General features: G+C 72.4%; 14 protein-coding genes. 10 read left to right on the top strand and 4 right to left on the bottom strand.

Annotated features, from left to right (window positions below; all coding sequences use genetic code 11):
* Positions 1 to 73 precede the first annotated feature (73 nt).
* From AN215_RS01410 to AN215_RS01370, 9 genes are all read left to right on the top strand, one after another.
* The gene (locus AN215_RS01410; RefSeq protein WP_070012655.1) at positions 74 to 2,557 is read left to right on the top strand and encodes a TOMM precursor leader peptide-binding protein; all 2,484 of its coding nucleotides are present in this window, start codon (positions 74 to 76) and stop codon (positions 2,555 to 2,557) included.
* Positions 2,544 to 4,565, top strand: coding sequence for a TOMM precursor leader peptide-binding protein (locus AN215_RS01405; protein WP_079122588.1), 2,022 nt, complete (start codon positions 2,544 to 2,546; stop codon positions 4,563 to 4,565). Before AN215_RS01410 ends, AN215_RS01405 begins: the two co-directional genes overlap by 14 nt.
* Positions 4,566 to 4,597: 32 nt before the next feature.
* Positions 4,598 to 6,211 carry a nitroreductase family protein gene (locus AN215_RS01400; RefSeq protein WP_070012656.1) on the top strand — a complete coding sequence of 538 codons (1,614 nt, stop codon included), beginning with the start codon at positions 4,598 to 4,600 and terminating at the stop codon, positions 6,209 to 6,211.
* Between the two features lie 21 nt (positions 6,212 to 6,232).
* The gene (locus tag AN215_RS01395; RefSeq protein ID WP_420856211.1) at positions 6,233 to 9,040 is read left to right on the top strand and encodes a lantibiotic dehydratase; all 2,808 of its coding nucleotides are present in this window, start codon (positions 6,233 to 6,235) and stop codon (positions 9,038 to 9,040) included.
* Positions 9,040 to 10,146 carry a lantibiotic dehydratase C-terminal domain-containing protein gene (locus tag AN215_RS01390; RefSeq protein WP_070012657.1) on the top strand — a complete coding sequence of 369 codons (1,107 nt, stop codon included), beginning with the start codon at positions 9,040 to 9,042 and terminating at the stop codon, positions 10,144 to 10,146. Before AN215_RS01395 ends, AN215_RS01390 begins: the two co-directional genes overlap by 1 nt.
* Positions 10,143 to 11,315, top strand: coding sequence for a M50 family metallopeptidase (locus tag AN215_RS01385; RefSeq protein ID WP_070012658.1), 1,173 nt, complete (start codon positions 10,143 to 10,145; stop codon positions 11,313 to 11,315). Before AN215_RS01390 ends, AN215_RS01385 begins: the two co-directional genes overlap by 4 nt.
* 136 nt (positions 11,316 to 11,451) lie before the next feature.
* Positions 11,452 to 12,462 carry an ABC transporter ATP-binding protein gene (locus tag AN215_RS01380; RefSeq protein WP_079122586.1) on the top strand — a complete coding sequence of 337 codons (1,011 nt, stop codon included), beginning with the start codon at positions 11,452 to 11,454 and terminating at the stop codon, positions 12,460 to 12,462.
* Positions 12,459 to 13,214 (top strand): ABC transporter permease, encoded by a 756-nt coding sequence (locus tag AN215_RS01375; RefSeq protein ID WP_070012659.1) that lies wholly within the window; start codon positions 12,459 to 12,461, stop codon positions 13,212 to 13,214. Before AN215_RS01380 ends, AN215_RS01375 begins: the two co-directional genes overlap by 4 nt.
* Complete coding sequence (locus AN215_RS01370) at positions 13,211 to 15,226, top strand: TOMM precursor leader peptide-binding protein (protein ID WP_070012660.1); 2,016 nt, start codon at positions 13,211 to 13,213, stop codon at positions 15,224 to 15,226. The genes AN215_RS01375 and AN215_RS01370 overlap by 4 nt, the downstream gene beginning before the upstream one ends.
* Before the next feature lie 132 nt (positions 15,227 to 15,358).
* On the opposite strand, the gene AN215_RS01365 is transcribed toward AN215_RS01370, so the two are convergent.
* Positions 15,359 to 15,535 carry a thiazolylpeptide-type bacteriocin gene (locus AN215_RS01365; protein ID WP_070012661.1) on the bottom strand — a complete coding sequence of 59 codons (177 nt, stop codon included), beginning with the start codon at positions 15,533 to 15,535 and terminating at the stop codon, positions 15,359 to 15,361.
* Positions 15,536 to 15,710: 175 nt separating this feature from the next.
* Between AN215_RS01365 and AN215_RS01360 the strand changes: the two genes are divergently transcribed.
* Positions 15,711 to 17,048 (top strand): amidohydrolase, encoded by a 1,338-nt coding sequence (locus AN215_RS01360; protein WP_245694143.1) that lies wholly within the window; start codon positions 15,711 to 15,713, stop codon positions 17,046 to 17,048.
* A 110-nt stretch (positions 17,049 to 17,158) separates the two neighbouring features.
* Here the strand turns inward: AN215_RS01360 and AN215_RS01355 are convergent, their stop codons facing one another.
* From AN215_RS01355 to AN215_RS01345, 3 genes are all read right to left on the bottom strand, one after another.
* The gene (locus AN215_RS01355) at positions 17,159 to 18,055 is read right to left on the bottom strand and encodes an SCO0930 family lipoprotein (protein WP_070012662.1); all 897 of its coding nucleotides are present in this window, start codon (positions 18,053 to 18,055) and stop codon (positions 17,159 to 17,161) included.
* Positions 18,056 to 18,257: 202 nt separating this feature from the next.
* A complete protein-coding gene (locus AN215_RS01350; RefSeq protein WP_070012663.1) occupies positions 18,258 to 19,826 on the bottom strand; it encodes an NADH-quinone oxidoreductase subunit NuoF family protein in 1,569 nt (522 codons plus the stop codon).
* The gene (locus AN215_RS01345; protein ID WP_070012664.1) at positions 19,826 to 20,434 is read right to left on the bottom strand and encodes a hypothetical protein; all 609 of its coding nucleotides are present in this window, start codon (positions 20,432 to 20,434) and stop codon (positions 19,826 to 19,828) included. Before AN215_RS01345 ends, AN215_RS01350 begins: the two co-directional genes overlap by 1 nt.
* Positions 20,435 to 20,988 lie beyond the last annotated feature (554 nt).

Genomic DNA, 20,988 nt, shown 5'->3' with positions numbered 1-20,988 from the left:
CACCAGCACCGCCCCCGCAGCGTCGCCCGCCAAGCGGGCCGACCGACCACCGACCACCCAGGGGTGTCACCACATGGCCACAGCCGCCTACGACGCCGTAGCCGCGTCCCGTCCGCGCATACGCCGTGACGTGCTCTTCACCGAGACACCCGACGGGGTGCTCTTCCACACCGCCGACGGCGGCTTCCAGCTGACCGCCAGGTCGGCCTACCGCTTCGCGACGCTCATCGTTCCGCACCTGGACGGCGAGCACACCGTCGCGGAGATCAGCGCGGGCTTCGGCGAACGGCAGCGCGCGATGCTCGGCGAACTGGTCAGGACGCTCTACACCCGCGGCTTCGCGCGGGACGTCCCCGTGCCCGACGGCGCACCCGGCGACGAAGGCTTTCCCACGCCGCAGGCGGCTCGCCGGTTCGCGGCACAGATCGCCTACGTGGACCACTACGCCGATGCGCCCGAGCGCCGCTTCGAGCGGTTCCGCAGAGCACGCGTGGCCGTCGTCGGCGACGACGAAACCGCCCGCTGGTGCGTCCTCAGCCTCATACGCAACGGCGGGTCGGCCATCGGACTGCTGCCCGGGGTCGAGCGGACCGGCATCGACGCGGAGGCGGCGGAAGCGGCCGCCGGCGGCTGCCCGGTGGAGCTGACCACGCTCACCGGTGCACACGGCGGCGACCCCGGCGCGCCGTCCTGGAGCGAGCTGCGCCGCTTCGACACCGTCGTGGTCACCGGAGGGCCGCGCGCGGCGCAGCGGCTCTTCCCGCTTCTGCGCGAGGGCATTCCCGAGGGGACCGTGCTCGTACCGGCCTGGTCGTTCGGCGAACTCGCCGTCATGGGGCCGCTGATGGACCGTACGCGTACGGGCTGCTTCTCCTGCGCCGTGCTGCGGCTGGGAGCGGGCGGCGGACCCCGCGCCGGTTCCGCCGCCGCGGCGGCGGACGTGTGGAGCGCGCTCGCGCTGCCCGGCGCGGACCCGGCGGGCGGGCGCCCCGACGGGCCGCAGGCGGCGATGATCGGCAACATGCTCGGATACGAGGTCTTCCGGTACACCACCGGAGCCCTCGGGGCCGAGACCGACGGCCGCCTCGTCCTCCAGGACATGGCCTCTCTCGACGTCACGTCCGAGCCGCTGCTGCCGCACCCGCGCTGCACCATGTGCACCCCCGCTGCCCGCACGGGAGAGGGCACCGGTGCGGGGAGGGAAGGCCGGCAGACCGCCGCTGTGGAGGGCGAGTTGGCCGGGGCCGCGGGGTCCGCGGGGTCCGCCGATCCGGCCGGGGACGGCGCGGACGCGGCAGCCGTGGACCTGTCGTCGGCGGGCACGGCCGAAGTGCCCATGCCCACTGCGGCGACCGCACGCGATGCCGACGCCCTCGTCGACGAGCTGAACCGGCGCTCCGCGCTCGTACATCCGCATGCGGGCGTCTTCACCCGCTTCGCTGACGAGGAACTCACCCAGCTTCCGCTCAAGGCCGGAGTCGTCGAACTCGGGCTCGGCCACGGTTCGTTCCGCCGCATCACCGCCTTCGACGTGCACCATGTGGCCGGTGCCCGCATGCGGGCGCTCGACGCGGCCGCGGGTGTCTACGCCGAGCACGTCGTACCCGTCCCCGTGCTCCCCGGCGGTGCGGCACCCTTGGCGGCGCGCCGGTCGCTGCGCGTCACCGGCCCCGCAGAGCTGACCACTTCGAGCGGTACGGGCGCCGCCGCGGGCGATGTGACGGCCTGGACCGTGGCGACCTCGCTGATCACCAAGGAGCGGCTGCTGGTGCCCGCCGCCGCGGTCCGGCCCTTCACCGGGCGGAACGCCGACCGGCTCTTCGAGCCGACGAGTGCCGGCACGGGCGCCGGCCGGTCCCTGCCGGACGCCGCCGCACGAGGTCTTCTCTCGGCGCTCGCCTACGACGCCCTGATGCGGGCCGTCCGCGGCGCGGCCGCCGCGCCCGTGGACATCCCGGGTCCACCGGAGGGCGGACAGGGCGGGACGGAGGGGGCCGACGCGGGAACGGGACCCGAACTGACCTTTCTCGTACGGTCGATGGAGCAGCTCGGCCTCGGCTGGGAGCTGCTCGACCTCGGGGAGAGCGGGCGGAGCGGCGTCAGCGTCCTGCTGGCCCGCTCGGGAGCGCTGTGGGCGCTCGGCAGCGAGACGAGCCGCGGGGCCGCCGCCGTCGCCGCGCTCCGGGATCTGCTCGGGCAGATCCAACTCGGCGGCGAGCAGGCGGAACACGGGAAGCCGGAGGAGTACGGGAAGCCGGAGGAGTACGGGAATCCGGAGCAGTACGCGGAACAGGAGGAGTCCGGGCGCCCCGCCTGCCCGGACACCGGCGACCCGCTGCTGAAGGACCTCGCCCCCGGCACCCTGACAGTCACCCCCTCCGCACCCGCCGCGGAAGGGCACGAGGAGCCGGGTACCTGGACGGACGTACTGGAGAGGCTGCGGGCGGCCGGACGGGACGCACTGCTGGTGCCCACGGGCTCGGCCGACCTGGCGGGCGCCGGCATCACCACCGTCCGCGTGCTGCTCACCGAGGGCACCGGTCATGGCGCTCAGTGACGCGGTGGCGCCCGCCGCCGCCCCGTACCGCCAGCCGTACGGGCAGGCCGGCTCCGAAGAGCAGGCCGGCTTCGACGAGGAGGCCCTGGCCGGGCTGCTGCGCCGCAGCCTGGCACGGCTCGGCGGTCCGGCGGCGTACGTCTCGGCGCTGGGCTGCCGCGACGAACTCGCTGCGCGCGGCGGTAGCTTGCCCCCCGGAGGCGACGCAGGGGACGGAGCCGAAGGAGCCCGCGGACCCGAGGCGTACCCCGTGCACATCTACGGGCACCACGCGATCATCGGGCCCGGCCCGCACCGCGACGGCGGGCCCGGCGGGCGTGCCCCCGCCTGCGGCCGCTGCCTCGCGCGCCGGTGGCAGGCGGTGCGTTCCGTCTCCCTGCGCGACGCGCTGGAGACCGGCGGCGGGACACGTGCCGCCGGCGCGTGGCCGCACGGCACGGCCTTCGCCGTGGACGCGATTGCGGCGCTCGTCACCGCTCTGGGGCGGCGGAGGGGGTCCGGCCCGTTCCCCGAGGTGCATCTGCTCGACCTGGGCACCCTGACGGTGCGTCACTACCCGCTCGTACCGGACCCGGAGTGCCCGCGCTGCGGCACCCCCGCGGCCGACACCGACGAAGCGGCCCGCATCGTGCTGCGGCCCGCTCCCGAACACCGGCCGGGGACGTTCAGGGTGCGCCCGCTCTCCTCGTACGGCATCGACGTGTCCGCGTTCGCCAATCCCGTGTGCGGGGCCTTGGGGCCGTCCGTCGTGCACGATGTCTCCTCGACGTCGACCTCCGCGGCCATCGGCTGCTTCTCCATGCGTTCCGGCGAGTACCTGAGGGAGACGTTCTGGGGCGGGCACGCGCCGTCCTTCTCGGACAGCGTCCGCATCGGCGTGCTGGAAGGCCTGGAGCGCTACGCGGGGATGCGCCCGCGGGCCAAGCTGACCCGGGTCAGCCGCTCGCTGGAAGAGCTGGAGCAGGCAGGGGAGCAGGCCGTCGACCCCCGGCAAGCCGGCCTGTACTCCGAGGAGTTCCACCGGGACAACCCGCGGGTCACGCCCTTCGCACCCGACCGCAGCATCCCGTGGGTGTGGGGGTACTCGCTGCGTGACGAGACGCCCAGGCTGGTGCCCGAGGTGCTGACCTACTACCACGCGCCCGGCCTGGAGAACCGGTTCGTGCAGGAGAGCTCCAACGGCTGCGCGTCGGGCGGCTCCCTGGAGGAGGCCGTCTACTTCGGGCTGATGGAGGTCATCGAACGCGACGCCTTCCTGCTGGCCTGGTACGGGCGGCAGCCGCTGCCGGAGATCGACCCCGCCACGAGCGGACGGGCCGCGACCCGCCACATGACCGACCGGCTCGCCATGTACGGATACCGGGCGCGCTTCTTCGACACCAGGATCTCCTTCCCCGTACCCGTGGTCACCGCCGTGGCCGAGCGGTTCGACGGCGGTACGGGCCGGATGTGCTTCGGCGCGGGCGCCGGCATCGACCCGGAATCGGCACTGGAGGGTGCGCTGTGCGAGATCGCCACCGACGCCGTCAACCTCCAGGCGCGCACGGAGAGCGATGAGGCCCGTCTGCTCGCCATGGCCGCCGACTTCGGCAAGGTCACGGCGCTGCACGATCATCCGCTGCTGTACGGCGTACCGGAGATGGGTCGCTTCGCCGACTTCCTGCTGCGGCAGCCGGGGCCGTCCGCCGCGCGGAGCGTGGCCGGGCTGCGGCCGGCCGGTGCCCCCGTGCGGGACGGCATCCGCGGGCACTTGACGCGCTGCGTGCAGTGGGTGACCGACGCCGGATTCGACGTCGTCGTGGTCGACCAGACCCTGCCCGAGCAGCGGACGCTCGGCCTGCACACCGTCAGCGTCCTCGTGCCCGGCCTGCTCCCCATCGACTTCGGCTGGTCGCGCCAGCGTGCCCGCACCATGCCGAGGATGCGCACCGCGCTGTGTGAAGCGGGGCTGCGCACGGGTGAGTTGAACCCGGACGACCTCAATCCCGCCCCGCACCCGTTCCCCTGACCCGGCCCGACGCTCAGACAAGGAGACCTCACGTGGGTTACGCCCGTGACTACGCGGATGCCATCAAGCACCGCGCCCGAGTCCCGATGGAGCCGGCCGACTTCGTACCCGACTGGGCCGACCGTCCGAGGAAGGGCAAGCACTATCCGCGAGCGGGCACCTTCCCGCTTCCCCGCACCGGCTTCCCCGGGACGGCCGGCGCCGCCGCGGGCTGCCTGCCGGGCGAAGCACCGCAGGCAGAAGGACGGTTCACACTCCCGGCGCTGTCAGGGATGCTCCAGGACACCTGCGGACTCGTGGGCCGCCGCCTCGGCGTACAGGCCAACACCGACCTCGCCGCGCTGCCCCACTACACACAGACGAACTGGTCGCGGGGAGTGGCCTCGGGAGGCGGGCTCTACCCGGTCAGCGTCTACTGGGTGAACGGGCCCAGCGGGCCGCTCACACCCGGCGTGCACTACTACGCCAGTCAACGCCACGCCATGCAGAGGCTGTTGACGGGCGACGTGTCCGGCCGGGTGAGGGAGGCGGCAGGCTGCGGCGGACCGGGTCCGGAGACCGACCAGTTCCTCGTCCTCGGCGTCAAGTACTGGCAGAACTCCTTCAAGTACAACAGCTTCTCCTTCCACGTCGTCAGCATGGACATCGGAACGGTCCTGCAGAGCTGGCGCATGTGGGCACGCTCGCGGGGCCTGAGCGTCGAGCCGCTGATGTGGTTCGACGAGCCGCAGCTGAACCGGCTGCTGGGGCTACGGGAACAGCAGGAGGGCGTCTTCGCCGTCGTACCGCTGCGATGGGACGAAGCGGGACCGGCGGGGGAGAGCCGCCCGCTGGAGCAGCCCGGGGAACACCGGGACGACGTGCGCGTCCCGCACACCGACGTCGAACTCTCCCGCAGGGTCCTCGGCTTCGGCATCCTCGAACGGGTCCGCGCCGCCACCGCGGAGGACTCCGCGTCCCGGCCCGCGCCCGGCGCACTCGCCCCGGCCGGGGCGCGGCCCCTGCCGGACACCGGGGACCCGCTCCCGCTCCCGCCGCCGCGCACCGAACCGGTCACCATGCGTGAAGCCCTGCGGCGCCGGCGCAGCAGCTTCGGCCGCTTCGACGCACGACGCCCGCTCGGCGCACGGCAGCTGGGCACCGCGCTGGCCGCGTCGGCAGCCGTGACGCTGGAGACCGACGCCGAACCGCCCGGAGGCGCACAGCTGTTGAAGCTCTACGCCTTCGTCAACCACGTCGAGGACATCGAGCCGGGAGCGTACGAATACGATCCCGCCGCGCACGCACTCCGCCTGGTGGCGGGCGGCCCGCACGGCGAGTTCCTGCAGCGGAACTACTTCCTCGCCAACTACAACCTCGAACAGAGCGGTGCCGTGCTCGTGCCCGCCGTCCGTACGACCGCGGTGCTCGACGCCGTCGGCGACCGCGGATACCGGCTGTACGGAGCTGCCACCGGCGCCGTCTCCCAGGCCTTCTACACGGTCTGCACCGCCATGGGCCTCGGCGCGGGCGTCGCCCTCGGCTTCGACAACGTCTCCTACATCGAACGGCTGCGCCTGGAGCGTACGGGGGAGACGCCGCTGCTGATCATGCCGCTGGGCCACGAGCGGCCCCGGCCCGCCGACTTCCGCTACGAGATCGCCTGAGAAGCGATGGGGGAGCCCGCCATGACCTCTGTGCCGACGACCACGACGGACGTCACCACCCCGGTTCCCGCCGAAGCGACGGCGGCGACGACGGTGTGGGAACCGGGACGCCGTTTCATGCTCCGCACCGCCGGCCTGCCCCTGGAGTCCGTGCACGCCCTGCGCGCCTCCGGCAGCGTCCAATGGGCGGAGGAGGTGCTCGCGGCCGAGGAGCGACTGCTGCGGCGCGCCGCAGCACTCTCCGACGTCCTGCACGGCCTCGTGACCACCACCGGGGCAGCGGAGCGCGGCCCGGGGGACCAACTGCGGCGCAGACTGCTCACGTTGCGGCGGCAGATGTTCAACAACCGGCTTCCCGAAGACCCGGCTGCGGCGGCGGAGCTGGTCCGCTCACTGGACGCCGGCGCGGGTGAACGGACCGCCGAGTGGCTGGAGGAGAGGCGGCGCCTGCAGGAACTGCGCGACCGCGGGGCGCAGTTGCTCGCCGCCGACGGCGAACGCAGCCGCGCCGCGCTGCGGGAGCTCATGGCCGAACCCCGGCTGCGGCTGGGGCTGCTGCTCGCCTCCCCGACTCTGGACGGGCAGCTGGAGGGCTATCTGCGCAGGGCGGCGGGGGAGCAGCCCGACAAGCGCATGCGCAAGATCGAGCGCTCCCTGATGGCGTACGTCTACCGGACGGCCTGCAAGACCAGCCCCTTCAGCACGTTCACGGGAGTGGCCACCGGCCTCTTCGAGGAGGACGGCGACGACGCGGTGATCAGCCTCGGCGACCGGTGGGAGAGCCATGTGCGGCTCAGTGTCGTGGTGCTCGGCAGGCTCACCGAGCTGATCGTCGCCGACCCCGCACGGCGCGCCGGTCTTCCCGTCCGTCTCGCCTCCGGCTGGGGGCGCGAGGCCGACCGGGTGCGCTACGTGCGCCGCTCGGTGACGGCCGGCGACGACAGCGCGACGGTCACCTTCGACGCCGCGGAGGACCGGCTCTACTTCCTCCGGCGCAGCGGCATCCTGGACCGGCTGCTCGGCCTCTTCGAGGACCGCACGGAGCTGCGCCACCACGAGCTGGCCGACTGGCTGAGCCGTGAGCACGACGCGCCGCCGGAGCAGTGCGAGAGCTACCTCTCCGCTCTCCACCAGCTCGGCATGATCCAGGTGCCCTGCCTCGACACCGACGTCCACAGCAGCGACCCGCTGCTCTCCTTCCAGCGTGCGCTGCGCGGCGTCGGCCGCCCGTGGGCGGACCGTGTGGCCGACGAGCTCGAGGGACCTGCCGCGGTCCTCGCCGCCTATCCGCGGGCGGACGCCGGTGAACGTGCCCGCCTGCTGCGGGAGTTGCGCGAGATGCTGCACCGTGTCCAGTCCGGGCTGGGAGCCTCGCGGGCGGCACTGCCGCAGACCGTCCTGTACGAGGACGCCCGGGCCGGGGCCGGTCTGCCCTGCCGCTGGCGGGGACTCGGAGGCCGAACCGGCCGCGAACTGCGGCGCCTGGAGAGCGTCCTGCCCGCCTTCGACGTGACGTTGCCGCAACGGGTCACCTTCAAGGGGTTCTTCGTCGCGCGGTACGGGACCGGCGGACGCTGCGACGACCTGCTCGGGCTCGTCCACGACTTCCATGAGGACTTCTTCGACCAGTACCTCTCCTTCACCGCCAAGCGCCGCCCGTTCGGCGACGACGGCGAGTACGTGCCCGAGGAGAACTGGCTGGGCCTGCCCGGCATCAGGGCCGTCGACTCCGCCCGCCGTACCTTCGTCAGGCGGATGCGGGAGCTGTGGGACGGATGGCGCGAACGCGGCCGCGACGACGCCGAACTCCACCTGGAAGAGCAGCACCTGGAGGAGGTGGCCGCGCAACTCGCCCCGCTCTCCGCCCGCTTCGCGCCGCAGACCCACCATCTTCAGCTGGGACAGCAGGACGGAACGCCCCTCGTCGTGGTCAACCGCTCATACGGCGGCCTCTCCTTCCCCTTCAGCCGGTTCACGCACCTCTACGACGAGGAGGGTCCGGACGCCGGCCTCGCGGCCGGTCTGCGCGGGACAGCCGAAGCCGTGACACCGCCCGGCGCCGTACTCGCCGAAGTGACCGGCGGCGCCGTCACCAGCAACCTCAACCTGCACGGCCGGCTGACCGGCCACGAGATCGTCTGCCCCGGCGAGACCTCCACCGTCCCGGAGGAGTCCCGCATACACCTGGAGGACCTGTACGCGGAGCACGACGAGGCGGCCGACCGGCTCGTGCTGCGCTCGCGCCGCCTCGGGCGCGAGGTCGTACCTGTCTATCTCGGCTACCTGGTGCCCCTCGCGCTCCCCGAGATCCCCCGTACGCTGCTGCTTCTCTCACCGACGTCGATGGCCCGCACGGATGTGTGGGGCGGAGTCCCCGAAGGTCCGGCCCACCGCGGCGTGACGGTACGGCCGCGGGTGCGGCACGGGTCTCTCGTACTGAGCCGCCGCAGCTGGAGCACGACCGCGGCCCACCTGCCGGCACGTGCCCGTACGAACGGCGAAGGCGAGCACCGCTGGTTCCTGGAATGGCAGCGCTTCAGGCGAGAACACGCCCTGCCCGCGCAGGTGTTCGCGACGGTGACGGCGGCGGGGCCGCGCGGCGGAGGGGCGTCGAAGTCCGCGAGCAAGCCCGTGTTCGTCGACTTCGCCAGCGTCCTGTCCCTCGCCGCCTTCGAAGGCCTGGTCAAGGACGGCGAGGACCGCGTCGTGCTGCGCGAGATGCTCCCCGCCGAGGACGGCCTGCACGTGCGTTCCGAACGGGGCGCCCACGTCGCCGAACTGGCCGTCGAGACCTTCACCTTCACCCCGTCCCCGAAGGAGGCACCGTGATGCCGGAGGAGTCCCGGGAACCCGGAGAGTGGCAGGCCGTGCACGTCTTCTACGCCGCCAACCCGCAGCCCCTGCTGGTCAACTGCATCCGCCCGCTGGTCGCGTCCCTGCGGGACGACGGGCTGCTCGCCGGGCACTTCTTCCTCAACTACTGGCTGGAGGGGCCTCATGTGCGGCTGAGACTCAGACCGGCCAGAGCGGAGGACACCGAGGAGGTGCGCGGGCGGGCCGAGGAGGCGATAGACGCCTTCCTGCGCGCCCGGCCCGCGCTGTACGAGGTGGACACCGGCTTCCTCAACGAGTTCTACAACGCGCTGTTCGAGATCGAGTTCCCGGAGGGCGACCGCAGCGCCTTCATGGGCGAGGACGGCCGGATGAACCTGCGCCCGAACAACTCCCGCTCCTGGGAGCCCTATTCACCCGAGTACCGGAAATACGGCGGCCCGGCCGGGGTGGAACTCGCCGAATGGCACTTCGCGCACTCCAGCGATCTGGTCGCGGAGGCGTTCAGCTCGATGAACCTGCACCTGCGCACGGTCCTCCTGGGTACCTCCGCGCAGCTGATGATGGTGATGCTCAGCTGCTTCCTTCCCGACGCCCGCAAGCAGGCCGAATACCTCGACCAGTACTACGAGTTCTGGCACCGGGCCTTCCCCGGCACGGGCTTCATCGGCTCCGAGGAGTACGACCGGAACTACGCGCAGACCGCCCCGGGGCTCGGCCGCCGCTACCGGGAGATCAGACAGGCCGTCGCGGCCACGCGCTCCGGGCCCGGCGGCGGTCAGGGCCCCGGCGGGCGGGCGGTCCGGCTGCCCGCGTTCCTCAGCGGATGGTCGCGGCACTGCACCGAACTGAGCGAGAGGGTCGTGGCGGCGGCATCGCGCGGTGAGCTGGTCTTCGCCTCACCCGAAGACGAACAGGCCGTCCCCACGCGGGACCTGGCCGTGGTGCTGCCGACGCTTCTCTCCCCGTACATGCACATGACGAACAACCGACTTCATGTGACGATCCGCGACGAGGCGTATCTCGCCCACATACTCGGCCGGGTGCTGCGGGAGGACCTCGACGGCGCCGGGCTGCGCGAAGCGCCGGCGGTGAGCCCGTGACCGCGCGGCCGTACGACCTGAGCGCCCAGCGCCCGGCACTGCGGCGGGACGTGCTGGTCAGTCCGCCGCTGCTGCGTGCCGCCGCGACCATCCACGTCATCCGGAACCCGGGCACCGGAGCGACGTTCGAAGTCGGCCCCAGGGAGCATTTCCTCATCTCACGGCTCGACGGCTCCAGCAGCCTGGAGGAGATCGGCGCCGCCTACGCCCGCAGCTTCGGCAAGCGGCTCGGAGAGGCCAACTGGCGGCAGCTGCTGGGACTTCTCGGCTCCCGCGGCCTGCTGGACGGCACCCATGAGGATGCCGGGGCGGCACGGCCCGCGCAGCCGGGACCGTCCGGCCGTCCCGGAACGGTCGCTCACGGGGCCGGCGGCGGCGCGGTGACCGGCAACCTGCTCAAAGGCCGGATGCGGATGGTGGCCGACGCGCAGGCCACAGCCACGGCTCTGCACCGTCTGCTGAGGCCGCTGCTGCGCGCCCCGCTGCTGCTGACGCTGCTCGCGCTGACCGCCGCCATGGAGGTGCTGCTCGCCGCGCACCTGGCAGAGCTGGCGCGGGACACCGCGTGGCTGCTGCGGCACCCGGTGGCGCTGCTGGCGGTGTGCACCGTCATCTGGTTCAGCATCGCGCTCCACGAACTCGCCCACGGGGTCGCGGCGCGCCACTTCGGCGGCACCGTCGGCGAGATCGGGCTCCGCTGGCGGCTGCCGGTGGCGATCATGTACTGCACGGTCGAGGACTACGTGCATCTGCGCCGCCGAAGACACCAGCTCGCGGTGGCCGGGGCGGGCGCCTTCATGAACCTGGTGCTGCTGCTGCCCGCAGCGGCATGGTGGTCTGTGCTGCCGCCGGACGATTCCACCCGCAGGGTCCTTTCCGGACTGCTGCTGCTCGGGAGCGTCCAGGCCCTGGCCAATCTGCTGCCGCTCCCGCCCCTGGACGGCTACACGATGCTCAGCCATGCTCTGCGGGTCTCCGGCTACGCACCGGAGAGCGGCCGGTATCTCAGGCTGCGGCTGCGTGACCGGGCTGCCGCCGCCTCCTACCCGCGCCGGGCGCGCATCCTCTACACCGCGTACGGGATCGGTTCGGCCGTCCTCGTCTGCGTCCTCCTGACAGGACTGGCCGCCGCGGTGTATTTCCTTCTGCTTCCGCCGAGTTCCGCCTGAGCACGTCCGGTTGCGCCAAGTTCCGGCAGGACGCCGGGCGGTTCGGCAGTCCGGCCGATCCGCAGTTCCGCAGTTCCGCAAGTCCGTACTTCCAGTCCGACAAGCGAGAAGTCCCGTACGAGGAGCACGAGTTGACATGACTGAGGCAAGGGCTCTGCAGCCAGAGACACACCGGACCGGGACGGAGACGACGATCTCCGTCGAGCAGATCCGCAAGCGCTACGGCGGCCACGAGGCCGTGGCCGGAGTCTCCCTGGAGGTGAGACGAGGGGAGTTCTTCGGCGTGCTCGGTCCCAACGGAGCCGGCAAGACCACCCTGGTGGAGATCATGGAGGGCCTGCGCGAAGCGGACTCCGGAACGGTCACGGTGCTCGGCCGGTCGCCGTGGCCGCGCAACGTCGCCCTGCTGCCCCGCATCGGGGTGCAGACGCAGTCCTCGGCCTTCTTCGTACGCCAGACCGCGCGCGAGCATCTGTCCACCGTCGCCGCCCTGTTCGGCGCACCGAAGGACGCCGCGGGCCGGGCGCTGGAGGCCGTCGGGCTGACCGGCAAGCGCGACGTGATGGTCGAGAACCTCTCCGGAGGCCAGCGCCAGCGCCTGGCGATCGCCTCCGCCCTCGTGCACGAACCGGAACTGATCTTCCTGGACGAGCCGACGGCCGCTCTGGACCCGCAGGCCCGGCGCGATCTGTGGGAGGTGCTGCGCGGCCTGAAACGGCAGGGCCGCACGATCGTCTACACCACGCACCACCTCGACGAGGCGGAGGCCCTGTGCGACCGGGTCGCGATCCTCGTCGACGGCGCGGTCGCCGCCCTCGACTCGCCGCACAGCCTGGTCGCCGCGGGAGGGGCGCCGACCCGGCTGTTGCTTCCCGCCGGGCGCCTCTCGCCCGAGGCGGCCCTGGAGATCGAGGGCGTCGATCGGGCCGAAGTGCGGGGCGGTTCCCTCGTACTGGAGACCCGGGTGTCCGGACAGGTCCTCACCGCCGTCGACCGGCTGGTGGGCCTGACCGGGGTGCAGACCCGCACGGCCACCCTGGAGGACGTCTACCTCGAACTCACCGGCGCGGCGGCGGGAACCACCGCCGAGGGCACCGGCGGCACCCGGACCACCGACGGCACGGACGACACGGAGCAGCAGTCATGACCGCGTACGCAGCACTGACGGGAGCCGGTTACCGGGCACAGGTGCGGGACAAGGCCACCCTCTTCTTCACCTTCGCCTTCCCGCTGATCTTCCTCGTCGTCTTCGGGCTGATCTTCAGCGGCCAGGACGTCCAGGAGTCCGGCCGCCCCTACATCTCCTACATCGCGCCCGGCGTGATGTCCTGGGGCGTGGCCAACGCGGCCGTCTTCAGCGTGGCCTTCACGCTCATGCAGTGGCGGCGTGACGACCTGCTGCGGCTGATCCGGATGACTCCGACGAGGCTGCCCGCCGTGATCGGTTCCCGGTACGTGCTGGCGCTGGGCGTCGGCGTCGTCCAGGCCGTGCTGTTCACCGGGGTGGCGCTGCTGCCGCCCTTCGGGCTGGAGCTGAAGGGCAGCTGGCCGCTGGCGCTGCCCGCCCTCGTCCTCGGCATCACCGCGTTCCTGACGATCGGCGTCGTCATCGGCTCGCTCGCCGACACACCGGAGGCGGTCGCCGCCATCGCCAACTGCCTCATGGTGCCGATGGCGTTCCTGTCGGGCTCGTTCCTGCCGATGGACATGCTGCCGTCCTGGCTGCAGACCGCCTCCCGGGTGCTTCCGCTGCGATACCTCAACGACGCGGTCTCCGCGGCGCTTTCGGGACGCGGCGGCACCGGTGACGTCCTCCTGGGGTGCGCCGGACTGGTCGTGTTCACCGTGGTCTTCGGCGCGGTGTGCCTGAAGACCTTCCGCTGGAGCAACCGGGTATGACCACCACCGCCGCCCCCGGCGGCAGACCCCTGGAGGCGGCACGCGCCCGCCTCCAGCGCCACCTCGACGAACGCCACGCGCGCTGTCACGACGGACCCGGCGCGCTCCGTCGCGGCAGACGCACCGGGACGGCCCAGGGGGAGGGCGCCGCGAGTGAGCCGTCAACGCCGCTCGTGGTCCCGCTGGGAGCGCACGACGTGCTCGGCGAGGGCTCCGGCGACCCGTACTCGGACGTACGGCCCCGCGCCCGCGTACAGCTCACGTCGCAGGCCGTGCTGGTGGGCCCCTGGGGCGGCGACGCCGGGACGCCGGTGTGCGGCCGCTGCCTCGGCATGCGCTGGCAGCGGCTGCGCACCCGGACCGAGCGGGACGCTCTGGAGACCGGCGGCGCCACGGGGGCGGCAGGCGAGTGGCCGCAGCTGCCGGCGTACGTCCTCGACGCCGTCGGCGCCCTGTGCGACGCGGCCCTCGCGGGCACGATGACGCCTCCGGGCACGCAGCGTCCCGCCGACCGCGAACTGCCACAGGTGACCCGGCTGGACCTGCGCACCCTCGCGGTGAGCACCCATCCGCTGCTGCCCGAACCGCTCTGCCCCCGGTGCGCGCTGCCCGGCGGCGGCGCGGGCGAGGCCGCCCCGCCCCGGCTGGTCCCGCGCAGGAAACCGGCCCCGGACGCCTGCCGGCTGCGGCCGGCCTCCTCGTACCCGATGCCGGAGGCGGCGCTTGCCAATCCCGTCGCCGGCGCCCTCGGCGCGGGCACCTGGATCAACGTCACCTCGCCCACGACCGCCCCCGTCGCGGGCAGCGTCTTCATGCGCGGCTACGCCGGGCTCACCGACGTGACCTGGAGCGGGCAGGCCAACAGCTTCGCCGCGAGCCGCGAACTCGCCTTCCTGGAAGGCCTGGAACGGTACGCCGGAACCCACCGCAGGCGCCGTGGCGCCCTGTTGACCCGGTCGTACCGTGAGCTCGGCGAGGAGGCACTGGACCCGGCCGAATGCGGTTTCTATCCGCCGGCCACCTACCGCGACGACCCGGTGGTCCGCCCCTTCGACCCGGACCGTCCCATCCCCTGGGTGCGGGGCCGCTCGCTGCGCGACGACCGTGAAATCCTCGTGCCGGCACGGCTCGTCCACTACAGCGCGGGCGTCGCGGCGGACGACTTCGTCTTCGAGTGCTCCAACGGCTGCGCCATCGGCAGCTGCCTCGAAGAGGCCGTACTGGGCGGGTTGCTGGAACTCATCGAACGCGACGCCTTCCTGCTCGCCTGGTACGGCGGCACCCGGCTCACCGCCATCGACCTCGGCTCGGCGGGCGGCGCGGTGCCCGCCATGACGGCACGTGCCGCCCTGCAGGGCTACGACGTGCACGCCTTCGACAACCGCATCGACCTGGCGGTGCCCGTCGTGACGGCGCTGGCGGTCCGCAGGGACGGCGGCCCGGGCAGCTTCTCCTTCGGCGCGGGCGCGAGCCTCGACCCGGCCGCGGCACTGGAGGCCGCGCTGTCGGAGGTGCTCACCTACATCCCGCACCTGCCGCGGCAGGTGCGGGAACGCCGCGCCGAACTGGAAGCCATGGCCGAGGACTTCACCAAGGTGCTGCACCTGAAGGACCACGCGCAGCTCTACGGACTGCCGCGGATGGCGGAGTACGTCCGGCCCTACCTGGAACCGGCGGCGGTGGAACCGCTGTCCGTGCTGTACGCCGAATGGGAGGAGCGGCGACGGCCGCGCGGCGGGGACCTCCTGGAGGACGTGGCCGTGTGCCGTGACGAACTGGCCGCCGCCGGACACGACGTGATCGTGGTGGACCAGACGACGCCCGAGCAGGAACGTATCGGCCTGCGCACGGTCGGCACGGTCGTGCCGGGGCTGCTCCCGATCGACTTCGGCTGGTCCCGCCAACGCGCCCCGCTGATGCCGCGGTTGCGCACCGCGGCACGCCGCGCGGGACTGCGCGGCACGGACCTGCCGGACGGAGAGATCCGGATGGTGCCCCACCCGTTTCCGTGACGTGGGGGCAGGAAGAGGCTCAGGAGGCTCTCTGAGGGCCTTGCGGGGGCCGATTGGCCCGTACATCGAAAACGGCTCTCTCCGGGCGGGAGAGAGCCGTTCACGGATTCACCGTGTCCGCGCGGCCGTTGGTCAGGCGCTGCAGGAGGTGGTGCTGGTGGTCGAGGAGCACGTCGAGGTGGACGAGCAGCTCGTCGAACCGGCGAGGACGACCTCACTCGCGTCCGAGTAGTCCGAGATCTCGAAGGTCTCCGACTCCAGCTCCAGGATCTCGTCCGCGAGCGAGTCGAGGGAGGACTTGTCAGCCATGGGGGCTCCTTGTGGTCGGCCACGGGCACTGCCGGTGGCATCGGTGCTGCCATTGCAGACCACGCCGCTGGCATACCGGGCGCCGTCGTGGTGACAGGCCGCTGACACTCCGCTGACACCGGATGTCAGCGGAGTGTCAGCGCCCGCCGCACGGCAGTGCTGCAGGGTTGCTCCCGTGAGCAGACCCGCGGCCTTCACCGGCGACGACGTGCCCGTACTGGCCGCCCTGAAGGAGCTGTTGCGGCCGCTCGTCGCCTTCTACCTCGATCTGCACCGGAACCCGGAGCTGTCCGGGAGCGAGAGCCGCACAGCGGCCCGCTTCGCCGGCTGGCTGGAAGGCGAGGGGTACGACGTCGCACGTGGCGTCGGCGGCCACGGTGTCGTCGGGGTGCTGCGCAACGGCGACGGCCCCCGCGTGATGCTGCGGGCCGAACTGGACGCCCTGCCGGTGCGGGAGCGCACCGGACTCGCCTACGCCTCCGAGGGCCCGGCGATGCACGCCTGCGGCCACGACATGCACCTCGCGGCACTGGCCGGTGCCGCCTCCCTCCTGGCGCGGGCCGCCGGCGGCTGGCGCGGCACCGTGGTGGTGGTCGGGCAGCCCGCGGAGGAGACCCTCGAAGGAGCCCGCGCGATGCTGCGGGACGGCCTTTACGAACGCTTCGGTGTCCCCGCGGCCGCACTGGCGCAGCACACCGCGCCGCTCCCGGCCGGGATGGTCGCCCACGCCGGGGAGTCCGTCCCCGTGCTGGCGGGCAGCGCCGGGATGGAGGTGGTCGTCCACGGACGCGGCGGGCACGCCGGTGCCCCGCACCTGGCCGTCGACCCCCTGGTGACGGCCGCCGCCGTCGTCATGCGCCTGCAGGGCCTGGCCGCGCGGGAGACCGCCCCGGCGGAGCAGGCCGTCGTGAACGCCGGGTCGCTGCACGCCGGTTCGGGCAGCAACGTGATCGCGGAGCGGGCCGAGCTGGGGATCACGGTGCGCGCCCAGACGCAGGCGTCGCTGGAACGGCTCACCGCGGCCGTGGAGCGGACGGTGTCCGCCGAGTGCGCAGCCGCCGGCTGCCCGCGCGAACCGGAGATCAGGATCGTCTCCCGCTCGCCGGTCACCGTGTCCGACCCGGAGACCGGCGCGGCTGTGCGGGAGGCGCACCGCAGGCTGTACGGACCGGAGCGCGTCTGCGGCTGGCTCCCTTCGGCGGCCACCGAGGACTTCGCCCTGTACGGCGACGCCGGAGCGGGACTCCACGGAGCGACTGGCATTGCCGCCGTCTACTGGATGGTGGGGGCGACCGGGGCGCGGGAGTGGTCACGCGCGTCCGGCAACGGTTCGGGGCAGCCGCCGCCCGGGCCCCCGCCGGGCAATCACTCACCCCGCTTCGCTCCCGACGTGCGCACCGGTCTGCCCACGGCGGTCACCGCGATGACGACGGCGGCCCTGACCTGCCTCGGCGGTGCGGAGCCCGGCGGCGCGGGGCCGGGCGGTGCGGGGCCGGGCGTACCGGCCCTCTGAACTCCTCAGGGCCCGCCTCCTCGACGCCCCCCGTGGGGGACGGTGCGAGGGTGCGGGCCCTTCAGGAACTTCTCGTGTGCCGTGTGCCGTGTGCCGTCGGGTGCCGGGGATCAGCGGGAGGCGCCTGCCCTCTTGCCGTCCTCGGTGGCGGCGTGCCAAAGACCCATCTTGCCCTGGCCGTTGATGTCACCGGCCTTCTTGTCGCCCTTGTACCAGTACAGCGGCCAGCAGTCGATGGTCAGCTGCTTCGTGCCGTCCGCGCGCTCGTAGGTGGTGAGGAGCTTGGGGTTGACGCCGCTGACCTTGGTCTTGTCCACGGGCTTCGCGGGCACCCACATCTTCAGGCAGTCGCCCTTGCAGTTGGACTTCATCGGCCACGCCGAGTCCTTGTCGAACCGGTAGAGGGTGCGGCCCTCCGCGTCGGCGAGGATCTCGCCGAGCTCCGGGTTCTTGACGGCCTTCAGCTGCTTGACGTTGCGGGCGCTCGCCTTGCCGCCGTCGGGGGCGAGGGCGTTCCATGTGCCGCCGGCGCCGTGGCCCTCGGTGTCGCCGGGCTTCTTGTCCTTGGCGTAGCGGTACGCGGGCCAGCCGCCGAGGGTGAGCTGATAGCTGCCGTCGGCGCGCTTGACCTTGCCGACCTGGTCCTCGGCGATTCCTGCCGTCGCCTTGGCGTCCTTCGCGGGCACCGCCGTCCATGTGTCTTCGCAGTTGCCGTTGCAGTTGGACTGGGAGGGCGAAGCGGTGTCGTCGTCGGACCGGTACAGCGTCCAGCCCTTGGAGTCGGTGACGACGTCGCCGAGCTTGGCCGAGGGCTTGACCTGCAGGGACTTCGCAGGGGCATTGGCCCTGCTGGTGCCGCTGGAGCCGGTGTCGTCGTTGTCCGCCGCCTGCCCGGCCGGCTTGAGCTTCTGACCGGAGTAGTCATCGCCGTTGGAACCGCATCCCGTAGCGAACATCGCGACGACGAGCGCGGTCCCCACCAGTGCCACGCGACGCTGCTTCCTCATGACCGCTCCTTCGGTACTGGAAATGTGTAGCTGGGACGTGAGTGTGGTGCAGGAGGTTTCCGGGCGGCGGAAAGTTGTCCGATCGTGCCAAACCGCGGCCTACCGCGACCGGGACAAATGTGCTGCAGGCCAAGTTCCCCCGGGCTGCTGCCCGTTGAGGCCGTCGCCGTGAATCCGCCGCGCCCGCGGCTGCACCCGCTCCCTACCGCTCCACGATGCGCAGCGCCAGTGCCGGACAGCGGCGCACTGCGCGCTGTGCCTGCTTGTGCATGTGCGGGTGGATCGTCGCCGATGCGCCCGCCGGGTAGCCGTCGATGTCCAGCTCGATCATGTCCGGGACGACTCCGGCGCACAGCCCGTGTCCCTGGCACAGCGTCCAGTCGACGACCAGCCGCTTCTGCTTCTGCTCGATCTGCGGGACGCGCCGGGGGCGTTCGGTGCGCTCGGGAGGCCGGTAGCCGGCCGAGAGCTGCACCGCGTCGGGCACCGCAAGGCAGCCGAGTACCGGCCTGCCGCATCCGCGGCCGAAGGCGTGCTCCTCGAAGTCCTCGGCGAAGACCTCCAGCGCCGACTCCACGAAGCGTGTGGTGCCGTCGGGGTGGCTGCACGCCCCGCGTCCCTTGACGCCCCTGGTCCTCGCCCGCACCGCGTTCATGGCCTCCTGCCCGCCGCCGTCGGCCACCCAGGACACGGTGTCGGCGAGCGCCGGGAGCCCCAGGTAGCACGGGCCGCACTGCCCGGCCGACTCGTCCGCCAGCCAGCGGGCGACCAGTTCGGCCTCACCGACGGGGCAGGTGCCCTCGGGCAGCGGAAGCACCGCGCCGGCCCCGAGAGTCGAGCCCAGCGCGTCCAGCGAGTCGCGGGAGATCCGTGCCTGCCAGCAGGAGTCCCGCTCCAGAAAGCGCCCGTGGTAGCCGCCGATCAGCACACCCTGGCCCGGGTCGAGGCCGCACAGCCCCAGGATGTACGGCAGCGGGGCACCGGTCGGCGTCTCCACGACCTTGTCGCCGCCCACGGTCAGCAGCACCGTGCCCGGTTCGGTGGGCAGTCCCACGTTGCGGAAGTCCAGCGCGCCCAGACGTGCCGCGACGGCGAACTGGGCGAAGGTCTCGGTGTTGGACAGCAGCGTGGGAAGGCCGTCGACTCCGGCGTCGCTGGCCCGGATGCCGTCGCCCGAGGGCAGCACCGGCAACTGGTTGAGACCGCTGACGATCGCGCTGGACTCACCGGTGACGAAGCGTTCCGGCATGCGGACGACGCGGATGCGCGGGCCGCCGGGACCCCGCTCGGCGACGGCGTCCCGCACGGATCGCTCCACATCGGGGCGTGCCACGGCGACGTTGACCTCGTCCGAGTTCAGCGCGCGGGCGCAGAGCATCGCTCCGTCGAGCACCAGATGCGGACTGAACAGGAGCAGCGCGGTGTCCTTGAGGCAGCTCGGTTCGCCCTCGGTGCCGTTGACCACGACGGCAGCACGCGCTTGCTGGCGCCGGTGGGCTGATTCGATGACGGCCTTGAGCTTGCGGGCGAAGGGGAAGCCCGCACCGCCCCGGCCGCGGAGATCGATGTTCTCGGCGAGATCGACCAGTTCTTCGAGCCGCAGTTCGGGCATCGTTCCGTGCACCGTCAGGTGGCCGACGCGGTCCAGGCGCCTGGTCCATCCCGCGCCGGTGCCCAGGCCCGCGAGCAACCGGGGCGGCCCGAACGAGGCGAGGGAGGGCACCGAGTCCGCGTTGGACGCGGAGACGGGGGAGGGCACGAGAGATGTCACTATTGCTCCTTCTTGCGCTTGTCGACCGGTGACGCGTTCCGCCCGGGAGCCAGGCGCATCATCAGGACGACGGTCACGCCGGTCAGGGCTATGGCGTATCCCCAGTCGATCCAGTCCTGCACGGCGCGGCCGGCGCGCAGCCCGTGGACCAGGGAAGCGCCCCAGGCCAGGTAGGCGGTCATGTGCAGGGCACGCCACATGCGTGACTGTCCCTTGCGTGCGAAGGCGCCCCGCACGGCGCCTGTCACCGTCACCGCCACGAAGAGATAACCCGCGACAGTGCCCAGTCCGATCAGGATCGGCTGGGCGGGATCGAGCCCCGGTATCGCCGTCGCCTGCCAGGTCGTGGAGCCGAGAGCGACCTTCGACCAGATGTGCAGACCGAGGAAACCTATACCGCCGACGGCGGAGCCCCGGTGGATGGCCTGGGCGATGAGCCGGTGGTTCGGGTCCAGCAGCAGCCGGTCCGCGGCAGCCACGCCCCACAGAACCGAGAAGCTGAGCAGGAGCAGGGAGAAGACCCCGGAGCCGAACTCGATGAACGCCCACAGCCTGTCCAGCGACTGGTTGCTGATCGCGAAGACGATGGCCAGGGCAGAAGCGATCACGAATGCCGTGTACCGGGGAACGAAGCGTGCCGCCGTGCCGCGCCCGGGGCTCTCGACGTCGAGTCTGGGGCCGGGATCCGGGCGCGGAGCCGAGCGCTGACGGCCCTGGCGAGGGGTGACGCCACCTCGCCGGGGCGCCGCGGGCGCCGTAGGACGGCGCTTCGCCGGCGGGACACGGATCTGTTCTGGGGGCATCCGGATCTTCCGATCGCACTGTCGCCGAAGTCCGACCTGACCCTCGGTCCCGCATCTGCCGTATACCGCAAAGCAGTTGAATCGGGAATGACCCGTGACGTTCTGGTGTGTAGCTCTCTACTTTGCGCGACCAAAATGCGGTGGTCGGGATGCAGAAGCATCTCGGAACTCCCCGGGACCTTCACAGGTTTTATCGCTCTGTGACAAATTCTGGCAGTGGGATCGCCGCCGCACCCCGCGGTGTCGATGATGCCCCTTCAGGGGAAGCAGGGGGACCCTCAACTCCGGGGCCGGGGCGGGATACCGGTTACCGGAGGCAACCTCCGCGGGCTTGTCCTCCCGTGCTCGGGCAGGCCCAA

The sequence above is a fragment of the Streptomyces abyssalis genome, assembly GCF_001751365.1.
Lineage (GTDB): Bacteria > Actinomycetota > Actinomycetes > Streptomycetales > Streptomycetaceae > Streptomyces > Streptomyces abyssalis.
Note: the sequence above shows the minus strand (reverse complement) of the source record. Positions and strands in the feature narration are given on the sequence as shown.